Source organism: Nocardia sp. bgisy118 (assembly GCF_057708605.1).
In genome coordinates, this window is the sequence record NZ_JBYISM010000044.1 from 1 (window position 1) to 15,750 (window position 15,750).

Genomic DNA, 15,750 nt, shown 5'->3' on the forward strand with positions numbered 1-15,750 from the left:
GGTAGAACGTGCGAACACGGTCCACCTCCTCTGTGCTCGGGGCAGCGCCACGGGGGGGGGGAGGGTGTCTGTTACCCCTCCCCCCCCCCCCCCCCCCGGCACCCTCGGCACACGCGCCACGAATGACCAGGGAGACGAAAAGCCATGACCGACAACCACACCGCCCCCGCGAACGCCGCTGACACCGTCGGCGGCCACTGGAGATTCCGCGCGTACGGCCAGCTGCGATTCCCCATGGGCGGCCAGTTGCGGATATCTGGCACACCGTCAGCACCCTGGCCCAGCGCACGCTGAGGAGCCGAATCGAGGACTATCCGAACCATGGCGCAGGAGCGAGCCGGTTCAGCGCGCGGTGGGCGCGCCCAGCCACCGGTCGAGGGCGGCGGTCAGCGCTTCGCGGGCGATGGGGGTAGTGGCAGGGTTGACCCAGGCGACATAGCCGTCCGGCCTGACAAATACCGCACCACACGCAGGGACCTCACCGAAAACGGGCAGGTTCCATTTACTGGCCGAGAGTGCGCGGTCGCGCCGCGCCTCGATGTATTCCACACGGTCCGCCCACCCTGCCGGGGTGCCCGTCAATCCATCGGTATCGAAGTTGATCAGCAGCGGTCGTGCCTGGCGCAGCAGATCGAACACCTCGGTGGTGCCCTGATCGGTGGACAGAGTCAGGTTGGGCACGCGTCGCCCGAGGAGCGGGTGAGTGTCGCCGAGCGGGTAGCGCAGGCTCAGTCCGCTGAGGATCCCGCTGAGCCGCAGGCAGGTCTCGGGCACCGCGAGCATGTCGGCCACCACCGCGCGCAATGCGTCATTCTGCGCGCCGGGTTTGATCAGCGCCGTCTGCGCCTTGGTCAGTTGCAGCACGGTGGCCGCGACCGGGTGCCGCTCTTGGTTGTAGGTGTCCAGCAGTGTGTCGGGTGCGGGGCCGTCGATCACGGCGGCCAGTTTCCAGCCCAGGTTCACCGCGTCCTGGATTCCGAGGTTCAGGCCCTGTCCACCGATCGGCGAATGGATGTGTCCGGCATCTCCGGCCAGGAAGACGCGCCTATGGCGGTAGTCGGTGATCTGGCGGAATCCGTCAGAGAATCGTGATAACCACCGCGCCTGGCTCAGGCCGTAATCGGTGCCCAGGCCGTCGCGCATGACCTCGCGCAGTTCGTCGAGGGTGACCGGCGCGGTGCGGTCGGCCGGAGGGGTGGCCCGCATCAGGCTCAGGCGGAACCATCCCGGTTCGGCTCGCGAGATCTGGTAAGTGCCGATCCGTTCGTTGCGCCCGAAGACTCCGTTGCCGTCGGGCGGGGAGTCCAGCCGCACATCGCCGACCACCCACCAGGACAGGGGCTCGTCGCCGGGGAACGGGATGTCGCAGATCCGCCGGACCGCACTATGGCCGCCGTCACAGCCGACGAGGTAGTCGGCGCAGATCGTGGCCGGACCGGACGGCCCTTCGACGAACACCTCGACCCCGTCATCGTCTTGACGCAGATCCACGACAGCGGTGGCCCATGCGAATCGGGCCCCGAGCTCGACGGCACGGGCAGCGAGGATCCGCTCGGTGTGGTGTTGCGGCAGGATCAGGGCCGATGGCCAGCCGGGATCGAGATCCCGTGGGGCCATGGGGATTCCGGAGAACAGCACGCCCGGCAAGACCTTGCCGCGGCTGACGAATTCCTCGCCGAGCCCGCGCTGGGTGAGTATCTCGAGGCTGCGGGCGTTGATGCCCGGTGCGCGTGACTCACCGACGGTACCGGCCGCGCGCCGCTCCACCACGACGACATCGACGCCGGCGAGGCGCAGTTCGGCGGCCAGCATGAGGCCGGTCGGACCGGCACCGGCGATGACCACTTGGACCTCGGATACCGAAGAGTTAGAGTTCATAGGATCCTATGTACCATTGGATAGGTTCCTATGTAAAGGATGTTATGACCTCGCGAACCACACCCAGCCTGGCTCAGCTGATCAATCGAGCATCCCGCGCATTCGCTCGCGACGGCGACATCGCACTCAAACCACTCGGCCTGCGCTACGCCCAGGTGCCGGTGATCGCGCTGCTGCACGACGGCGAGGAACTCACCCAGAAGGAGCTCGCGGAGGCCACCGGTATGGAGCAACCGTCCATGGCACAGTTGCTCGCCCGCATGGACCGCGACGGGCTCGTTCGTCGCACACCCAACCCCCGTGACGCGCGCAGCCAGACGATCGCGTTGACCTCCGCAACCGACACGCGATTGACCGATGCACACGACCGCCTGGCCGCTCTCGACCGCCGGGCCGTCGCGGGCTTCACCGCCGCGGAGATCGACACGTTGAAGCACCTACTGACCCGCGTCGGTGACAACCTCGACCGAAGAAGAGATGCCGCCACGGACCCGGCTCAGTAGCTGGGGGTAGGCCAACGTCCGCTCATACAGCTGCATACGGCCATCTGTCGGCGGCCCATTTCTGTTGCAGTGGGGTTGCCATGGCGGCCGACACGGTTATCGACAGATGCCCGGCTCGGCCGACCTCGGACCTGTGAGTGTCCGAGTATGCCGCGCGTTGCTCGGTGCGCGTTTCCCCGTGCACGCCATGGCTTTCCATCCCAGCCTTCCTGTTCTTGCCGTCGGCTCGGGTCGCTACGACGGCGGCTATTTCTTCGAAGGCGAGTTACTCCTGCTGGACCTGGAGACAGGCGCGATCAAGTCGCTCATCGAGGACTACTACGGCGGCCGCCAGGTCCTGGGTCTGGAATAGCTCGACGAACATGAGCTGCGCGTGCAGATGGCACCACCGGACGATTACAAGCGGATGTTGCGTCGCGGCTCGGGCCCGAGGGATCACCGCCATCACCGCGTGGATGATCATGTCGGCGTGGAGGTTTGGGTGCGGGATTACGGGATGTCCGCTGCTCGTCAGGACGAGGTGTGGCGCCGGTGGCGGGCTGGTGAGTCGTTCAGTGCGATCGCCCGGTCGCTCGGGCTGCCGTTGCCGCATGTGCGGAGGTTTCTCGCTCACACCGGAGGAGTTCATTTGATCGCGTCGGCCAGCCCGTGCTCCGGGCGGTCGAAGGGCGAGCGCTCCCGCTGACCATCGAGGTCGTGGACGCGCACGGACAACCGCTCGCGCGCTTCCAGGTTCGCGGCGAGAAATTTCGCGCCGCTGAGGTTCGTGCCGGTCAAGTCCGCGCCGGTCAAGTCGGCGCCGTTGAGGTCCGCGCCAGGGAGGTTCGCGCGGCCTGAGGGTCGTGTTGGCGAAGATCGCCTGGCTGAGGTTCGCGCCGCTGAGGTACGCGCCGTCCAGCGCACCCGGCGGTCGGTGTCAGATGCCGTGGACCAGGGCGGCGATCGAGGCCTCGGTGGTCCAGTCCGCGCGCAGCACGGCGCTGGAACAGGGTCGGTTCGACGAAGAGAACGGGCCCTCCCGACGGAAGTTTCGTGAACGACACCTCATCCGCCGCGGCGAAAATTCCGGGTGATCCGCCGAAGTTGCTGGAAGTCCTGAGGTTCCGGGTTCAGCACTTCCCCTCGATAGGCGACGTAGCAGTTGCTCCCGCAGCACGGCTGCGCTGCATTTCAGACTGGAGCAGAAGCTCGGTCATCGGCACATCATGAAAATCTCACGGAGGGCTTGGTTTTCTGTCCCCAGCGCGGAGATGCCGCGCGGGAAAGGAATCCATCCCATGAAGATCAAGTCCGCGATCGCCGCCGCCACACTCACCCTCGGCGCCGTGGCCGCCGGCGCCGGTGTCGCCGCCGCCGCGCCCGCCCCGCTGCACACCCCGTTCATCGGTAACTACGCCACCTACGAGGCCTGTGCCGCGGACGGCAATTCGCCGAAGACCGGTGGCACCCAATGGGAGTGCGTCGAGGTCGCCAACGGCTGGGACCTGTACACCTACTGAGCCGACCAGTTCGGTGAGCGGGTGGCCCGGAGGGGTCGGGCCACCCGAACTCCGGCGGCGAACGATTTGTGAAGTGCCCTATTGTCTGATCTCGTGCGGGTTTTGGTCGTAGAGGACGATGAGAGGCTCGGCGTCGAAGTGGCGGCGGGCCTGCGCTACGCAGGCTTCGCGGTCGACCTCGCCGGTCATCTCGCCGACGCCGATTTCAAGATCTCCGTCAACACCTATGACTGTCTGGTGATCGACCGCGGCCTGCCCGACGGCGACGGCCTACACCTGGTCGCCGCGCACCGCGCCGCGGGCCACCGGGTCCCGGTGCTGATGCTCACCGCGCGCGACGGTCTGGCCGACCGCATCGCAGGCTTCGAGAATGGCGCCGACGACTATCTGGTCAAGCCGTTCGCGCTGCCCGAACTGACGGCCAGGGTGCGTGCCCTGTGCCGACGCCGCGAGCATCCGGCTCCGGCGCGCCTGCGACTCGGCGATATCGATATCGATCTACCCCGCCGCCGTGTACAGCGGGCGGGCATTCTGCGGTCGCTGACCCCCAAGGAGTTCGCGGTCCTCGAACTGCTCGCGACCCGCGCGGGTAGCGTGGTGACCCGCTCGGAGCTGATCGAATGCTGCTGGGACGAGATGGCCGAACCCGCGTCGAACGTGGTCGACGCGGTGATCGCGCAATTGCGCCGCAAGCTCGGCGCACCGCCGGTGATCGAGACGGTGCGCGGCGCGGGCTTCATGATCGGAGGTGAACCATTCGGACCGTGATCGCCACCTCCGATGCGCGCCCCGCCATCCGGCGGCTGCGCCGCACCCGGTGGCAGCTGACCACGCTGATCACGGCCGTCACCGCGACCTGCCTGATCATCCTCGGGCTGGTGGCCACCACCATCGACGCCCGCTCGCGGGATAAGGCCATGGACGACGCGATCGACCGGGTGGCCACCGGCGTCAACCGCAGTGTCAGCCTGCTCGAGGACGACACCTTCGATATCAGCCAGGTCGAGAACTACGACCTCGCCAATGGCGAGACCGCGGTGCTGGTGCTGTCCAACGACGGCGCGGGCCGGTGGCAGGAACGCTATTCGCACCTGCGCTCCTGGCTGCCGAAGGAGGAGATCGTCCAGGGCGTGGTCGACGACGCCACCGTGGCCACCGACACCATTTTCCGCGACGGCACCGACAGTCAGGGCAGACCGGTGCGATTGGTCGCCCAGCACATGATCTGGGACGACTCCTCGATCGAGGCGGTCGTCATCGCGGGCGCCAATCCGGGTGTCTTCGACCGGGAACGCGCGCTGCTGCTGTGGGGACTGGTGGTGGGCGGGCTCACCCTTGTCATCCTGTCGGGCATGGCCGCGCACTGGCTCTCCGGGCGCAGCATGCGCCAGGTCACCGTCATGCTCGAGGAACAGGAACGCTTCCTCGGCGACGCCGCCCACGAACTACGCACCCCACTGACCACGCTCGGATTGGTCACCGCGCCGCGCAGGCGCAACCCGCACGAGGTGGAGCGCGCGCTGGACGACGCGCGGGCCCTCGGTTCCCGGATGGAGCGGATCGTGGCGGGACTGCTCGCGCGGGCACGGATGCAGGCGGGCGTCACCAAGATGGAGCGGGTGCAGTTGCTGCTCGACCAGCTCACCGAGGCGGTGATCGAGGAGTTCCCGAATGCGGGCATCGTCGCGCGGACCCAGCCCTCGGTAGTCGTGGGGGATCCCGGCCTGCTGAGCCTCGCGGTGCGCAATCTGCTCGAGAACGCCGTCACACACGGCGCGATGAACCGCGGCGCACCCGTCGAGGTGTATGTGACCGAGGGGCGGGTCAGCGTGCGCGACCACGGCCCCGGGCTGAACCCGCAGGTGGCGAGCAATCCGTTCCAGCGCGGGGTGACCGGCGGTCGCGGCAGCGGCATCGGGCTGGCTCTGGTGGCGTGGATCGCCGAATTGCACGGCGGCACTGTGACAATGGAGCCCGCGGCGGGCGGTGGCGCGCTGGCCACGATCGCGCTACCGCCGCCCGTACTCGGACAGTCCTGATTCAGCTGTCCAGCGGGACCGGCTCCAGGATTTCGGGCCGTGGTTCGGGGGCGGCGATGCGCAGGGCATCGGCGGAGGCGTCATCGGGCTGGGTCTGCGAGCGGATCTCCGCGTCGACCCTGGCCCGGTATGTCGTGATCTCCCGGTCGATTTCGGCGTCGTCCCAGCCGAGCACCGGCGCGATCAGATGGGCCACCTGCTCGGCGCAGTTGGCGCCGCGGTGCGAGTATTCGATGGAGATCCGGGTCCGGCGGGCCAGGATATCGTCGAGATGCAGCGCAGCTTCGACGAACGGCTCGAAGTGCCGGACCCGAGATCGCGGGCCTCGACCAGCGCGACCCGTAGGCCCCGGGTGGCCGCGTCCAACGCAATCCCGGCGCCCACCACGCCGCCCCCGACCACCACCACGTCGAAATGGTCCTTGCCGAACCGCTCCCACGCGGTGCGGCGCTGCTCGGGGGCGAAGAACTGCGAATCCTGTTTCATGGTCATGCTCGACTCCTCCAGCCGACGGCGGCCTCGGGTGTCGGCGATCCGACCCGCAGACTGGTGCGCTAGGTGTAGCCAGGCCGGTTGAACGCGACCTTCGACTCGGGCCCGGTCACCGGACTCGGGTCCCCTGTCCGGCCGACCCGGCGCTGGTGGCCGCGCCGGTGGCCAGGTTCCACAGGTTGCCCTGGCCGACATCGATGATCGCGCCCGTCGGTAGCGCGGGATACCCGTAACGGCCGGGGTCGCAGTCGAATCCGACGACACTACCGGGCGAGTTCGACGACGGCGTGCGGCCAGTCGATCACGTCCGGTTCGACCACCCCCTTTGACGCAGCCAACGATCGGCACGCCCTCGTCGACGATCCGGTCCGCGTCCTCGTCGGATCTCCCAGGCCGCGGTGATGCCGCGGGCCCGCTGGAGCGGCCTCAGCTTGGCGGTGTTGCGCCGACCGTAGCCCATGTGGGTGCGGAACAGGCGATGGCGCGCGATCACGGCGACGCGAGCAACGTGACCAACATACGGTTCGTCTTCGGCTTCAGGATGCAGAACCAGACGACAGCGCAGACGAGGATCGCCAACGGCGAGATATATCGAGGGCCTTCGCCACCCACACACGGTGGACGGCGTACTTAGTCAGCGGGGGCGAACGAGGCCCGCCTGCGCTTGGATGGCGCGGGTGACGTTATCCAGGTGGTGTGGTTCGGCGATCGTGGTGTTGCCCTCGTAGATAACGCCCGCCGGCACGTCGTCGCTGCCTTGTGGATCGGCGTCCCAAAAGTTGTCCCGGTAGACGACGTTCTCCAGCGGCGGCGCGACTTGCAGGACGGCGGTGTTGTCGGCGCGCATGACCACGTTGTTCTCGATGGTCACCCAGGAGGCGCCGTAGTCGGTGTAGAGGCCGAAGTTGTATGGAGTGCGGGTGTCTGTGATGACATTGCCGCGGACGAGCGCGCCGTTGCCGGGGCCGTCGCCCTGGGGGCCGGACAGGTAGATGCCGCCGCCGTCGGCCAAGGTCGTGAGGGTGTCCGTGACGAGGTTGTGCAACAGGCGGGTGCCGCGCGCGGGCCCGGCCACGATGCCGCAGTGCGGCACGTCGGTGACCTGGTTGCGGGTGACGGTGCAGTCGAGGGTATCGCTGATCGCAATGCCAGGAGAACCGGAGTAATCCAGACCGATCTGGTGGACGCGGTTGTCCTCGATCAGTACGTCCCGGCTGCCGGTGGCCGTGATAGCGGAAGCCGCGAGGGTGTCGAAGTCGCAACCGCGCACGATGAGGTTCGTGCCGTTGGTGAGCCCGAGCCCGGTGGCGCCCAACCTGGTGAACCGGCAGTCCTCGATACGGACGTCGGTGCTGTCGTCGACACGAACGCAGGCAGGAATCATGGCGGATTCCTGCGGGACCGTCACCCACATCTGTCCCTCCACGATGGTGACCGTGTCGACCGGGCCGCCTTCGTAGTAGCCGCCGCCGTGATAGTGCAGGAAGCCTTCGGCGCGAGGGCGCAGCCAGGTGGCCTCGGCGAAAACCAGCCCCTGGAAAGCGACTCCGGTCGCGTCCGTGACGTGCAGCAACACCTCGAGAACGGGGGCGATCACCTGGGTGCGTTCAGGCTCTTCGTCGGGGCGTGGCAGGTAGTGCAGGACGTGCTGGCCAGGCCGCGAGCGGTCCAGGACGAATGTGCCGGGTTCGGTGAGGAAGACGGGGTCGTTCTCCACCCTGGTGGGCAAGCCGGGGCCGTGCGAGGTCTGTCCTTCCCAGGCGAAGTTGTACAGGTCGTGGGCGCGGGCGAAAGCAGGCTGTGCCATGGCGATCGTCGTCGAGCCTTCGCTGACGACGGCGTCGGCCACCGCGCAGCGGGCCTCGGTCCATGGGTAAATGCCCCGGTAGACGAACTCGATGTCGGCCGGGCTCTGCCAATTGAGCGTGACGTCCGTGACGTAACCCGTTTCGGTGCTGGTCACAGCGCCGGGGAGGGTGTCGATGGCGGCACGTTCGGCTCTGCGCCCGTCGACATAGAGCTGGCGAGTGTCCAGCTCGCCCACATCGGCCAGCCAGACCCCGTCACGTACACGCCAGCCGGTGATGTGTCGGCCGCCGCTGACGACGGCTTCCTCCTGCGCGGCGGTCCCGTAGCCGTAAGCCTGAAAGACTATGTCCCCCTTGGTGACCTCGAGGGGTTCGCGCAGGATGTGCCGACCCGCCCTGAGGTGGGCGACGACTGTGCCGGTGGCGTCTCCTGCGGCCTGTGCGACCCGGCCGAGCGTGGCGAACGGCCGGCTCTCGGTGCCCGGCCCGGAGTCGTCGCCATTCGGATCGACATAGAACTCCAACATGCAGCAACCCTTCTCTGCGTTTACGGTGTACACAAGATATAACACCATAGACGACAGGAGCGCCAATGATCGACGACAAAGCGGAGGACCCCGACCACGGGGTCGAGTTGCTGTGGCAGGAGCGCGAACAGGAGCCGCGCCGGGGGCTGAGCCTGGGAAGGATAGTGCGCGCCGCCATCGAACTGGCCGACGCCGAGGGCCTGGAGGGCCTGTCGATGCGCAAGGTCGCCGAACGGCTCGGCTTCACCACGATGTCGCTCTACCGCCATGTGCCCGGACGCGACCAGCTCGTCGACCTCATGCTCGATGCCGTCCGCGAGGAAGCCCACCCCTCGGTCGGCACCGAAGACGGCTGGCGGGCGCGACTGGAGTCGTGCGCCCGCAGCGAATGGGAGCTGCGCACGCGTCACCCCTGGATGGCCGAGGTGCGCGGCAGCCGTCACCTGCCCGGCCCCAACGGCGTCGCCTCCTACGAACGCATGCTGAGCGCGGTCGCCGGCTCCGGCCTGCCTCCTGCGCAAGTGATCGCCGCAGTGAATCTGGTCGGCCGGTTCGTCGACGCCGAGGCCCAGACGTTGGTGGAGACCGCACGACAGGAACGACAGAGCGGGGTGAGCGAACAGGAATGGTGGGGCGCTCGCGACACGCTCTACCAGCGGCTCGACCGCTACCCGACGCTCACGGCCCTGTGGGAGGCGGGCGGCTACGACGAGCCGGAGACCCCGTTCGAGTTCGGGCTCGCGCGCGTGCTCGACGGTATCGCGATGCTCATCGCCCGCAATCGTGACGAAACTCGTGATGAAACATGCCTGATGTGCGGGAAGCCGGTGAAGCGACCCATCTCCGGCAGACCGCGCCTCTACTGCTCACGCGCGTGCCAACAGCGCGCCTACCGAAAGCGACTCGACAGGTGACTGCCCTGCCTCGCCCTCCGGCGGCCGGAAGAAGTCAGGTACTCGGCATGAACCGAGGCCGGTCCTGGCTGCGAAGATCCGTGCCGCAACCGACGATGGCAGCAAGTCGATCACCACACGCACCACTGAATTCATCTCCACACAGGCGTTCTCGTTGCACGAGTCACCCAGCACTTGTATGTGCGTCGCGCCGAGTAGCGGTCTTGAAACGATCTCTGTGACCGTCGCAGAGAAGTCCCCTCGGCATTGTCGTGCCTGCTTATTGGGTGGATGCAAGCTTCTCGGAACCCTGTCACTGTTCGGGAGCTATTGTGCAGGTGTCGGTTTGGGTGATTGTCGGCATGCCGAGGCTGATGATGACGGTTTGCCGGGCTGCTTCCTCGTCGAGTTGGGCCAGTACGCCTTCCGCGCACTACGGCACCATGCTCGATGCCGGTGTCGGGTTGCGTGATGTCCAGATCGCAGCCCGCCATGCCGACCCTCGCACCACGATGCGCTACGACCGGGCGCGTAAGAACCTCGACCGGCATCCGAACTACATCCTCGCCGCCTACATGGCCTCGGGCACATGACAACTCGGCCCGCGCACGCCGATGTGCGTGCGTTCCCGTTGTGGTCGATGACCTGTGTGGGCCTGACAGGGTGTGGACTGGGGTGGTTCCGCTTCGAGTGGGTGGAGGTGCGAGACGATCCGGACTTCCGTCCGGTACGAGTCGGAATGCCCGGTCAGCGCGCGGTGGTGACCTGGTCCCGTGCTCGTCAGCAAGTGAAGTATTCCTTGAAACGGACGGGGACGCCGTCCGCGCTGGCCGGGCCCCAGCAGATGTCGTGGGGGAAGAAGACGTAGTTGGTCCAGCCGCCGGCGGTGCGGCGGATGATGCGCGCGCTGTCGCCGGGTGAGTCCCAGACGATGTGTGCCCACTTGCCGTCACATTGACTGACCGTGGCCTTCGCGCTGCGGAGATGGTCGAATCGTATGTCGAGTTCGCGCAGGACCGTTTGGACTGCACACGGCTCGGACGGTTCGGGATCCTGGAAGCGGAGCTTGCCGGTGACGGTTTGTCCGGCGTGGACCAGGAACAGGGTGTGCAGTCCTTCCGGGACCGGCGTCGCGCCGGGCGGCGGGGTGCCCATGCCGAAGTAGTAGCAGCCGGCCGGCACGGTGAAGGTGGCCGTTCCGTTCGCGTCGGTGACCGCGTCGCGGCGCAGCGCCTCGGTGGAGGGGGTCGGAATGTCTTTGATCGCAGGGTCGCACGGCTGCCGCAGGCTCAGTTCGACCGGCACGTTCGGCACTGGGGCGCCGTTGAGGGTGTGGGTGCGTATCACCACGGTGCCGGTGCCCTGCGGCGGATTCGCGGGCGGCGGGGCCGGTTGGGAGCTGTTCCCTCCATCGTGTGGTGTCGTGATCTCGGCCGTCGGTGTGCCTGCGGGCATCACCGGCGTCGATGGCACGCTGGTCGACTGTGTCGAGGACTGGCCGGGCGCCGACGCGGCCGTGGTCGCCGACGCCGGCTTGTCAGCCTGGGTCGGCCCGGGCGCTTTGTCGCTGTGACCACAGCCGGCGACAAGGCCGACGGCCAACGCCACGGCAGCCGCCATCGGAACCACTCTCATAGCATGTCTCTTTCCCTTGCCGATCCACATGAGCTAGATCCTTTCCTGACCGGATAGTCGTCAACGACGGCCTGCTCGTTATCCTGTTGTCTGCCATATCTTTTCAGGGGTCGACGCGGAAGGCCGATTCGCTGGGTGGCCCGGCCACCGGCTTCCTCGACCGGCTCACCTGGTCCGGGTGGACCGAGCCCTACGGGATGGGCGCGAACGTCCGGAAATGCCGCACACCGCGCTGATCGAACCGGCCGGCGCGGGGCAGGCGACCTTCAGGTGGCTGTATCGATCCGAGGCCGACCGAACACACCGCTGCACGACGATGACCGTGCAGCGGCCCTTGCTCGGAGACCGACTTGGCTACTCTGCGGCTTTTCGGTGCTCGATTGTGTAATGAGCCATCACCCAGGCGTTTCGAGGTCGTTGGCAGTCATCTCGCTGCCGATCAGTTGGCCAACTCGGTCAAGTAGCGGCATATTCGAAGTCCCCAGCTGGATTTCGCAATCGAGGATGCTGTCGGCACCCCTGCTGGCGGCCAGATGCGACAGTCCGAAGATCAACGGCCCGAGGCCATCTCGGGCCGTTGACCTCCGCGCGGAACGTCCGATAATGACTCCCCTTCAGTCAAGACGCGGTGGGGAGTTCGTCGTTTGGGCCGAAGTCGCTGGAGATGTCGCGGTAGACCAGCGGTAGCAGGACGGTGAGTTCCTAGAGGTTGGCCAGGCTGCGGCGCGCGAGGACGTCGGGGGTGAGGAATCTGTTGGGCACGAAGGGCTCCTAGCGGTGGTGGCGGGGATCGATGCGGTGGATGCGGCCGTGGCGGCGCGGGCCGAGCGGATCGATCCGTCGGTGGGTACGACGGCGTTCATCCGGGAGGACCATCACGGCGAGGTCTTCCTCGACCCGACCCGCGCCGGCGGTGCCACCGTGGCCGCCGCCTACAGTCCCCGCATCTGTCCGGGCGTCACCGTCTCGATCCCGCTGCGCTGGTCGGACCTCGACGACGTGACACCGGCCGACTTCACACTGCTTACCGTGCCGGACCTGCTCGGTGACAGCGATCCCTGATCATCGGAAATGCCTGCGCCGCAGCAGCTTCCCCTGGATCTGGTCGAGGAGGCACCCCACCCCGGTGGCCCAGGTGCAGGCCATGCACGGAGGCAAACGCCGCGCGCGAGCCCGTCGAAGAGAATGAGCCGCTGACATCGGACCGCGCGGGCGACAGCGTCTGCCGCGGTACGCGGCCGGAGACGGACAACCCGGTGTGCATCAACCCCGGGCCGTCTCCTGGAAGTCGACGATGGCCCCGGCGTTGTCCCTCGCCCAGTTCGTCAAGACATCGATGGGCTCGACAAGGGTCAGACCGAGGTCGGTGAGGCTGTACACCACCCGGCGTGGCGCTTCGGCACGGCGCTCGATCAGACCGTACTGCTGGAGTCGGCGCAGCGTCTGGGTGAGGACCTTGCGTGAGATGCCACCACCGATGAGGCCGATGAGCTCACCGTGTCTGTGCGGCCGTCGGCTGAGCCCGAAGAGCACCAGCACGGCCCATTTGTCCGAGAGGATCTCGACGGCCAGCCGTGTGGGGCAGTCGGCGAGAAAAGCCGGTCCGGCGATGTCCTGCATGGAATTCGAAGGTACCAGGAGGTAACCCACGGCTCCGTAGCGTTTTCCGGAGCAACGAATTCAGCGCCAGATGCGGAGGAATCACCATGCCACAGGTAGTCGTCTTCGACCGGTTCGGTGGGCCGGAAGTCATGCACATCGTCGAGGAGCCGGCCGTCGAACCCGCGGCCGGCGAGCTGCGGGTCCGGATCGAGGCATTCGCCGTCAACCCGCTCGACCAGATGATGCGTTCGGGCGCCTCGCCGGCGCCGATCGCCCTGCCGCACGCCCGCCTCGGCGTGGAAGGAACCGGTGTCATCGACGCGGTGGGCCCCGAGGTCGCCGGGTTGCAGGCTGGCGATCCGGTCGTTCTCACGGCAGTTCCGGACGCGAGCGTCCGGGGGAGCTACGCCGAATACCTCACAGTCCCCGCGAGCCGCGTCCTCGCCCGGCCTGCCGGGCTCGGAGTTGCGGAGGCGGCGGCGATCTGGGTCGCCTACTCCACGGCCTACGGTGCGCTCGTCGAGAAGGCGGGGATGCGTCCCGGCGACCATGTCCTCATCACCGCCGCGTCCGGCGGTGTCGGCCGCGCGGCGATACAGATCGCCAATCAGATCGGCGCCGTGCCCATCGCCGTCACCCGGCACGCCGCGAAACAGGACGACCTGCTCGCCACCGGCGCAGCCGCTGTCGTCGCCACCGACCGGATCGGCGTCGCCGAAGCCGTCCGCCACCACACCGGCGGGACCGGCGCCGACATCGTCCTCGACCTCGTCACGGGCCCAGGTCAGCTGGATCTCCTGGCGGCGGCCCGCCCGGGCGCAACGCTGGTCGCCGCCGGCTTCCTGGACCCTCGGCCGGCATCCTTCCCGGCAGGCACACCGCTGACGATCCACGGCTACCGAAGTTTCGAACACACCCTCGACCCTGTGGTCGTCAAGCGTATGGCGGCGTTCTTGAACGCCGGTGTCCGCCTCGGCGTGCTACAGCCGGTCGTCGACAAGACGTTCGCCCTCGACGAGGTGGTCGAGGCGCACCGCCACTTCGAGAAGGGGCTGTACGCCGGGAAGATCGTCGTGACGATCTAGGTGCGGGAGTCGGCGATCGAGTCGCGGACCTTGCGGCGGACGGCCTCGATGTCGTCCTCGGGCGGCGGTGCGCGCGGGGTGGCACCACGTGGCGTACCAGCGCAGCCGCTCCCCGCGAGGGAGCTGCCGTTCCTGCCATACCGCGTGCGTCCACATCGCACATCCCACATGAAGCCGGATGAGTGCAACGCTGACCCAGGTGCCCGACACAAGCCCGCCGCGGTGCGCGCCCGCGGACGACACGCCTCTACCGAGCACGCGGTTTCGATCGCACCCAGCCGAAGGTCAGTTCCACCGCGCGCCTCCACTTCTCGTACTCGTCCTCGCGATGCGCGGGGTCCATTCGCGGAAGCCATTGGGCGGCAAGGCGCCAATTGTTGCGCAGTCCCTCCAGATCCGGCCAGTAACCGACAGCGAGGCCGGCGGCATACGCCGCACCCAGCGAGACGGTCTCGGCGACCAATGGGCGCAAGACGGGTACGTCCAGTACGTCGGCCACGATCTGCATGAGCAGGTTGTTCGACGTCATGCCGCCGTCCACGCGCAGAGTGGCGGCCTGCAGGCCGGAGTCGGCGTTCATCGCCTCGACCACGTCGCGGGTCTGCCACGCGGTGGCCTCCAGCACGGCGCGGGCGATGTGCCCCTTGGTGATGTAGGAGGTCAGTCCGGCAATCAGGCCGCGGGCGTCGCTGCGCCAATGCGGCGCATACAGCCCGGAGAACGCGGGCACCACATAGCAGCCGCCGTTGTCTTCGACGGTGCGCGCGAGCGTTTCGATCTCCGGCGCGCTGGTGACCAGGCCGATGTTGTCCCGCACCCACTGCACGAGCGAGCCGGTGACCGCGATCGGTCCCTCCAGCGCGTACACCGGCTCGGGGCCGATCTGGTAGCCGATCGTGGTGAGCAGGCCGTGCTCGGACCGCACCAGATCGCGTCCGGTGTTCATCATGAGGAACCCGCCGGTGCCGTAAGTGCACTTGGTTTCCCCACGCGCGAAACAGGTTTGGCCGAACAGCGCGGCGTGCTGGTCGCCCAGCGCGGCGGCGATCGGGATGCCCGGCACCACCCGGCGGGTCACGCCGTAGGACGCGGTGGAGCGCTGGATGCGCGGCAGCATCGCCGCGGGAATGCCGAAGAACGCCAGCAGTTCGTCGTCCCACGTGAGGGTGCTGAGGTTCATCAGCAAGGTGCGGCTGGCGTTGGTGACATCGGTGAGGTGCAGCCCGCCGTCGACCCCGCCGGTGAGATTCCAGATCAGCCAGGTCTCCATGGTGCCGAACAGCACCTCGCCGCGCTCGGCGCGCTCGCGCAGACCCGGGACGGCGTCCAGCATCCACCGCAGCCGCGGCGCCGCGAAGTACGTGGCCAGCGGCAGGCCGCACAGCTCGCGGATCCGGTCCGCACCCGGACGTTCGCGCAGCTCGCCGACCAACTCCTCGGTGCGCACGTCCTGCCAGACGATGGCGCGCCCGATCGGCATCCCGGTGCGGCGGTCCCACACCACGGTGGTCTCGCGCTGATTGGCGATGCCGAGCGCGACGATCTGGTTGGCGGCCACGCCGGAATCCCGCATCGCCTGCGGCACGATCCGCTCGACGTTGCGCCAGATCTCCAGCGCGTCCTGCTCGGCCCATCCCGGGCGCGGATAGTGCTGCTGGTGCGGGCGCTGCCCGACGCCGACCAAGCGGGCGCGCTGGTCGAACAGTATGCAGCGGGTCGAGGTAGTGCCCTGATCGATGGACAGCACGTAACGTTGCGTCATCGGCGGCCGCCTTCAGTCGAAGTCCGC

Annotated in this window: 16 protein-coding genes and 2 pseudogenes; 10 read left to right on the plus strand and 8 right to left on the minus strand. The window is 67.8% G+C overall.

The annotated features are described in order from the left end of the window. Positions 1-342: 342 nt before the first annotated feature. A complete protein-coding gene (locus tag AC3EO7_RS35570; RefSeq protein ID WP_435593599.1) occupies positions 343-1,878 on the minus strand; it encodes an FAD-dependent monooxygenase in 1,536 nt (511 codons plus the stop codon). 44 nt (positions 1,879-1,922) lie between these two features. Here AC3EO7_RS35570 and AC3EO7_RS35575 point away from each other — a divergent pair, with 44 nt between their 5' ends. Together AC3EO7_RS35575 and AC3EO7_RS35580 are read left to right on the plus strand one after the other, a co-directional pair. After that, positions 1,923-2,381, plus strand: a complete 459-nt coding sequence (locus AC3EO7_RS35575) for a MarR family winged helix-turn-helix transcriptional regulator (RefSeq protein ID WP_435593600.1) — start codon at positions 1,923-1,925, stop codon at positions 2,379-2,381. A gap of 133 nt (positions 2,382-2,514) precedes the next feature. Beyond that, positions 2,515-2,733 (plus strand): hypothetical protein, encoded by a 219-nt coding sequence (locus tag AC3EO7_RS35580; RefSeq protein ID WP_435593601.1) that lies wholly within the window; start codon positions 2,515-2,517, stop codon positions 2,731-2,733. A 272-nt stretch (positions 2,734-3,005) separates the two neighbouring features. On the opposite strand, the gene AC3EO7_RS35585 is transcribed toward AC3EO7_RS35580, so the two are convergent. Further along, positions 3,006-3,284, minus strand: coding sequence for a pentapeptide repeat-containing protein (locus AC3EO7_RS35585; RefSeq protein ID WP_435593602.1), 279 nt, complete (start codon positions 3,282-3,284; stop codon positions 3,006-3,008). Between the two features lie 374 nt (positions 3,285-3,658). Between AC3EO7_RS35585 and AC3EO7_RS35590 the strand changes: the two genes are divergently transcribed. The 3 genes from AC3EO7_RS35590 (at position 3,659) to AC3EO7_RS35600 (ending at position 5,919) form a co-directional block, all read left to right on the plus strand. Next, positions 3,659-3,880, plus strand: a complete 222-nt coding sequence (locus tag AC3EO7_RS35590) for a hypothetical protein (protein WP_067833685.1) — start codon at positions 3,659-3,661, stop codon at positions 3,878-3,880. Positions 3,881-3,973: 93 nt separating this feature from the next. Then, a complete protein-coding gene (locus tag AC3EO7_RS35595) occupies positions 3,974-4,648 on the plus strand; it encodes a winged helix-turn-helix domain-containing protein (protein WP_435593603.1) in 675 nt (224 codons plus the stop codon). After that, positions 4,645-5,919 carry a sensor histidine kinase gene (locus tag AC3EO7_RS35600; protein WP_435593604.1) on the plus strand — a complete coding sequence of 425 codons (1,275 nt, stop codon included), beginning with the start codon at positions 4,645-4,647 and terminating at the stop codon, positions 5,917-5,919. Before AC3EO7_RS35595 ends, AC3EO7_RS35600 begins: the two co-directional genes overlap by 4 nt. Before the next feature lies 1 nt (position 5,920). Here the strand turns inward: AC3EO7_RS35600 and AC3EO7_RS35605 are convergent. The 3 genes and pseudogenes from AC3EO7_RS35605 to AC3EO7_RS35615 all read right to left on the minus strand — a co-directional run. After that, a pseudogene (locus tag AC3EO7_RS35605) lies at positions 5,921-6,205 on the minus strand (glycerol-3-phosphate dehydrogenase C-terminal domain-containing protein); the annotation flags it as partial. Beyond that, a pseudogene (locus AC3EO7_RS35610) lies at positions 6,199-6,411 on the minus strand (FAD-dependent oxidoreductase); the annotation flags it as partial. The pseudogenes AC3EO7_RS35605 and AC3EO7_RS35610, both read right to left, overlap by 7 nt. A gap of 634 nt (positions 6,412-7,045) precedes the next feature. Beyond that, complete coding sequence (locus AC3EO7_RS35615) at positions 7,046-8,746, minus strand: right-handed parallel beta-helix repeat-containing protein (protein ID WP_435593605.1); 1,701 nt, start codon at positions 8,744-8,746, stop codon at positions 7,046-7,048. 65 nt (positions 8,747-8,811) lie between these two features. On the opposite strand from AC3EO7_RS35615, the gene AC3EO7_RS35620 reads away from it, so the two are divergent. Beyond that, a complete protein-coding gene (locus tag AC3EO7_RS35620) occupies positions 8,812-9,660 on the plus strand; it encodes a TetR/AcrR family transcriptional regulator (RefSeq protein ID WP_435593606.1) in 849 nt (282 codons plus the stop codon). 311 nt (positions 9,661-9,971) lie between these two features. After that, positions 9,972-10,232 carry a hypothetical protein gene (locus tag AC3EO7_RS35625; RefSeq protein WP_488186318.1) on the plus strand — a complete coding sequence of 87 codons (261 nt, stop codon included), beginning with the start codon at positions 9,972-9,974 and terminating at the stop codon, positions 10,230-10,232. A 187-nt stretch (positions 10,233-10,419) separates the two neighbouring features. On the opposite strand, the gene AC3EO7_RS35630 is transcribed toward AC3EO7_RS35625, so the two are convergent. After that, positions 10,420-10,989: a hypothetical protein gene (locus tag AC3EO7_RS35630; protein ID WP_435593608.1), complete on the minus strand. Its 570-nt coding sequence runs from the start codon at positions 10,987-10,989 to the stop codon at positions 10,420-10,422. Here AC3EO7_RS35630 and AC3EO7_RS35635 point away from each other — a divergent pair. Both AC3EO7_RS35635 and ligD read left to right on the plus strand, forming a co-directional pair. Continuing rightward, positions 10,976-11,212, plus strand: a complete 237-nt coding sequence (locus AC3EO7_RS35635; protein WP_435593609.1) for a hypothetical protein — start codon at positions 10,976-10,978, stop codon at positions 11,210-11,212. The genes AC3EO7_RS35630 and AC3EO7_RS35635 overlap by 14 nt on opposite strands. A gap of 839 nt (positions 11,213-12,051) precedes the next feature. After that, the gene (gene ligD, locus AC3EO7_RS35640) at positions 12,052-12,336 is read left to right on the plus strand and encodes a non-homologous end-joining DNA ligase LigD (protein ID WP_431972559.1); all 285 of its coding nucleotides are present in this window, start codon (positions 12,052-12,054) and stop codon (positions 12,334-12,336) included. 201 nt (positions 12,337-12,537) lie between these two features. Here the strand turns inward: ligD and AC3EO7_RS35645 are convergent, their stop codons facing one another. Then, positions 12,538-12,894, minus strand: a complete 357-nt coding sequence (locus AC3EO7_RS35645; protein ID WP_431972558.1) for a winged helix-turn-helix transcriptional regulator — start codon at positions 12,892-12,894, stop codon at positions 12,538-12,540. An 86-nt stretch (positions 12,895-12,980) separates the two neighbouring features. Between AC3EO7_RS35645 and AC3EO7_RS35650 the strand changes: the two genes are divergently transcribed. After that, positions 12,981-13,961, plus strand: a complete 981-nt coding sequence (locus AC3EO7_RS35650) for a zinc-dependent alcohol dehydrogenase family protein (RefSeq protein ID WP_431972557.1) — start codon at positions 12,981-12,983, stop codon at positions 13,959-13,961. A gap of 247 nt (positions 13,962-14,208) precedes the next feature. Here AC3EO7_RS35650 and glpK read toward each other — a convergent pair whose 3' ends face one another. Beyond that, a complete protein-coding gene (gene glpK / locus AC3EO7_RS35655; protein ID WP_431972556.1) occupies positions 14,209-15,723 on the minus strand; it encodes a glycerol kinase GlpK in 1,515 nt (504 codons plus the stop codon). Positions 15,724-15,750 lie beyond the last annotated feature (27 nt).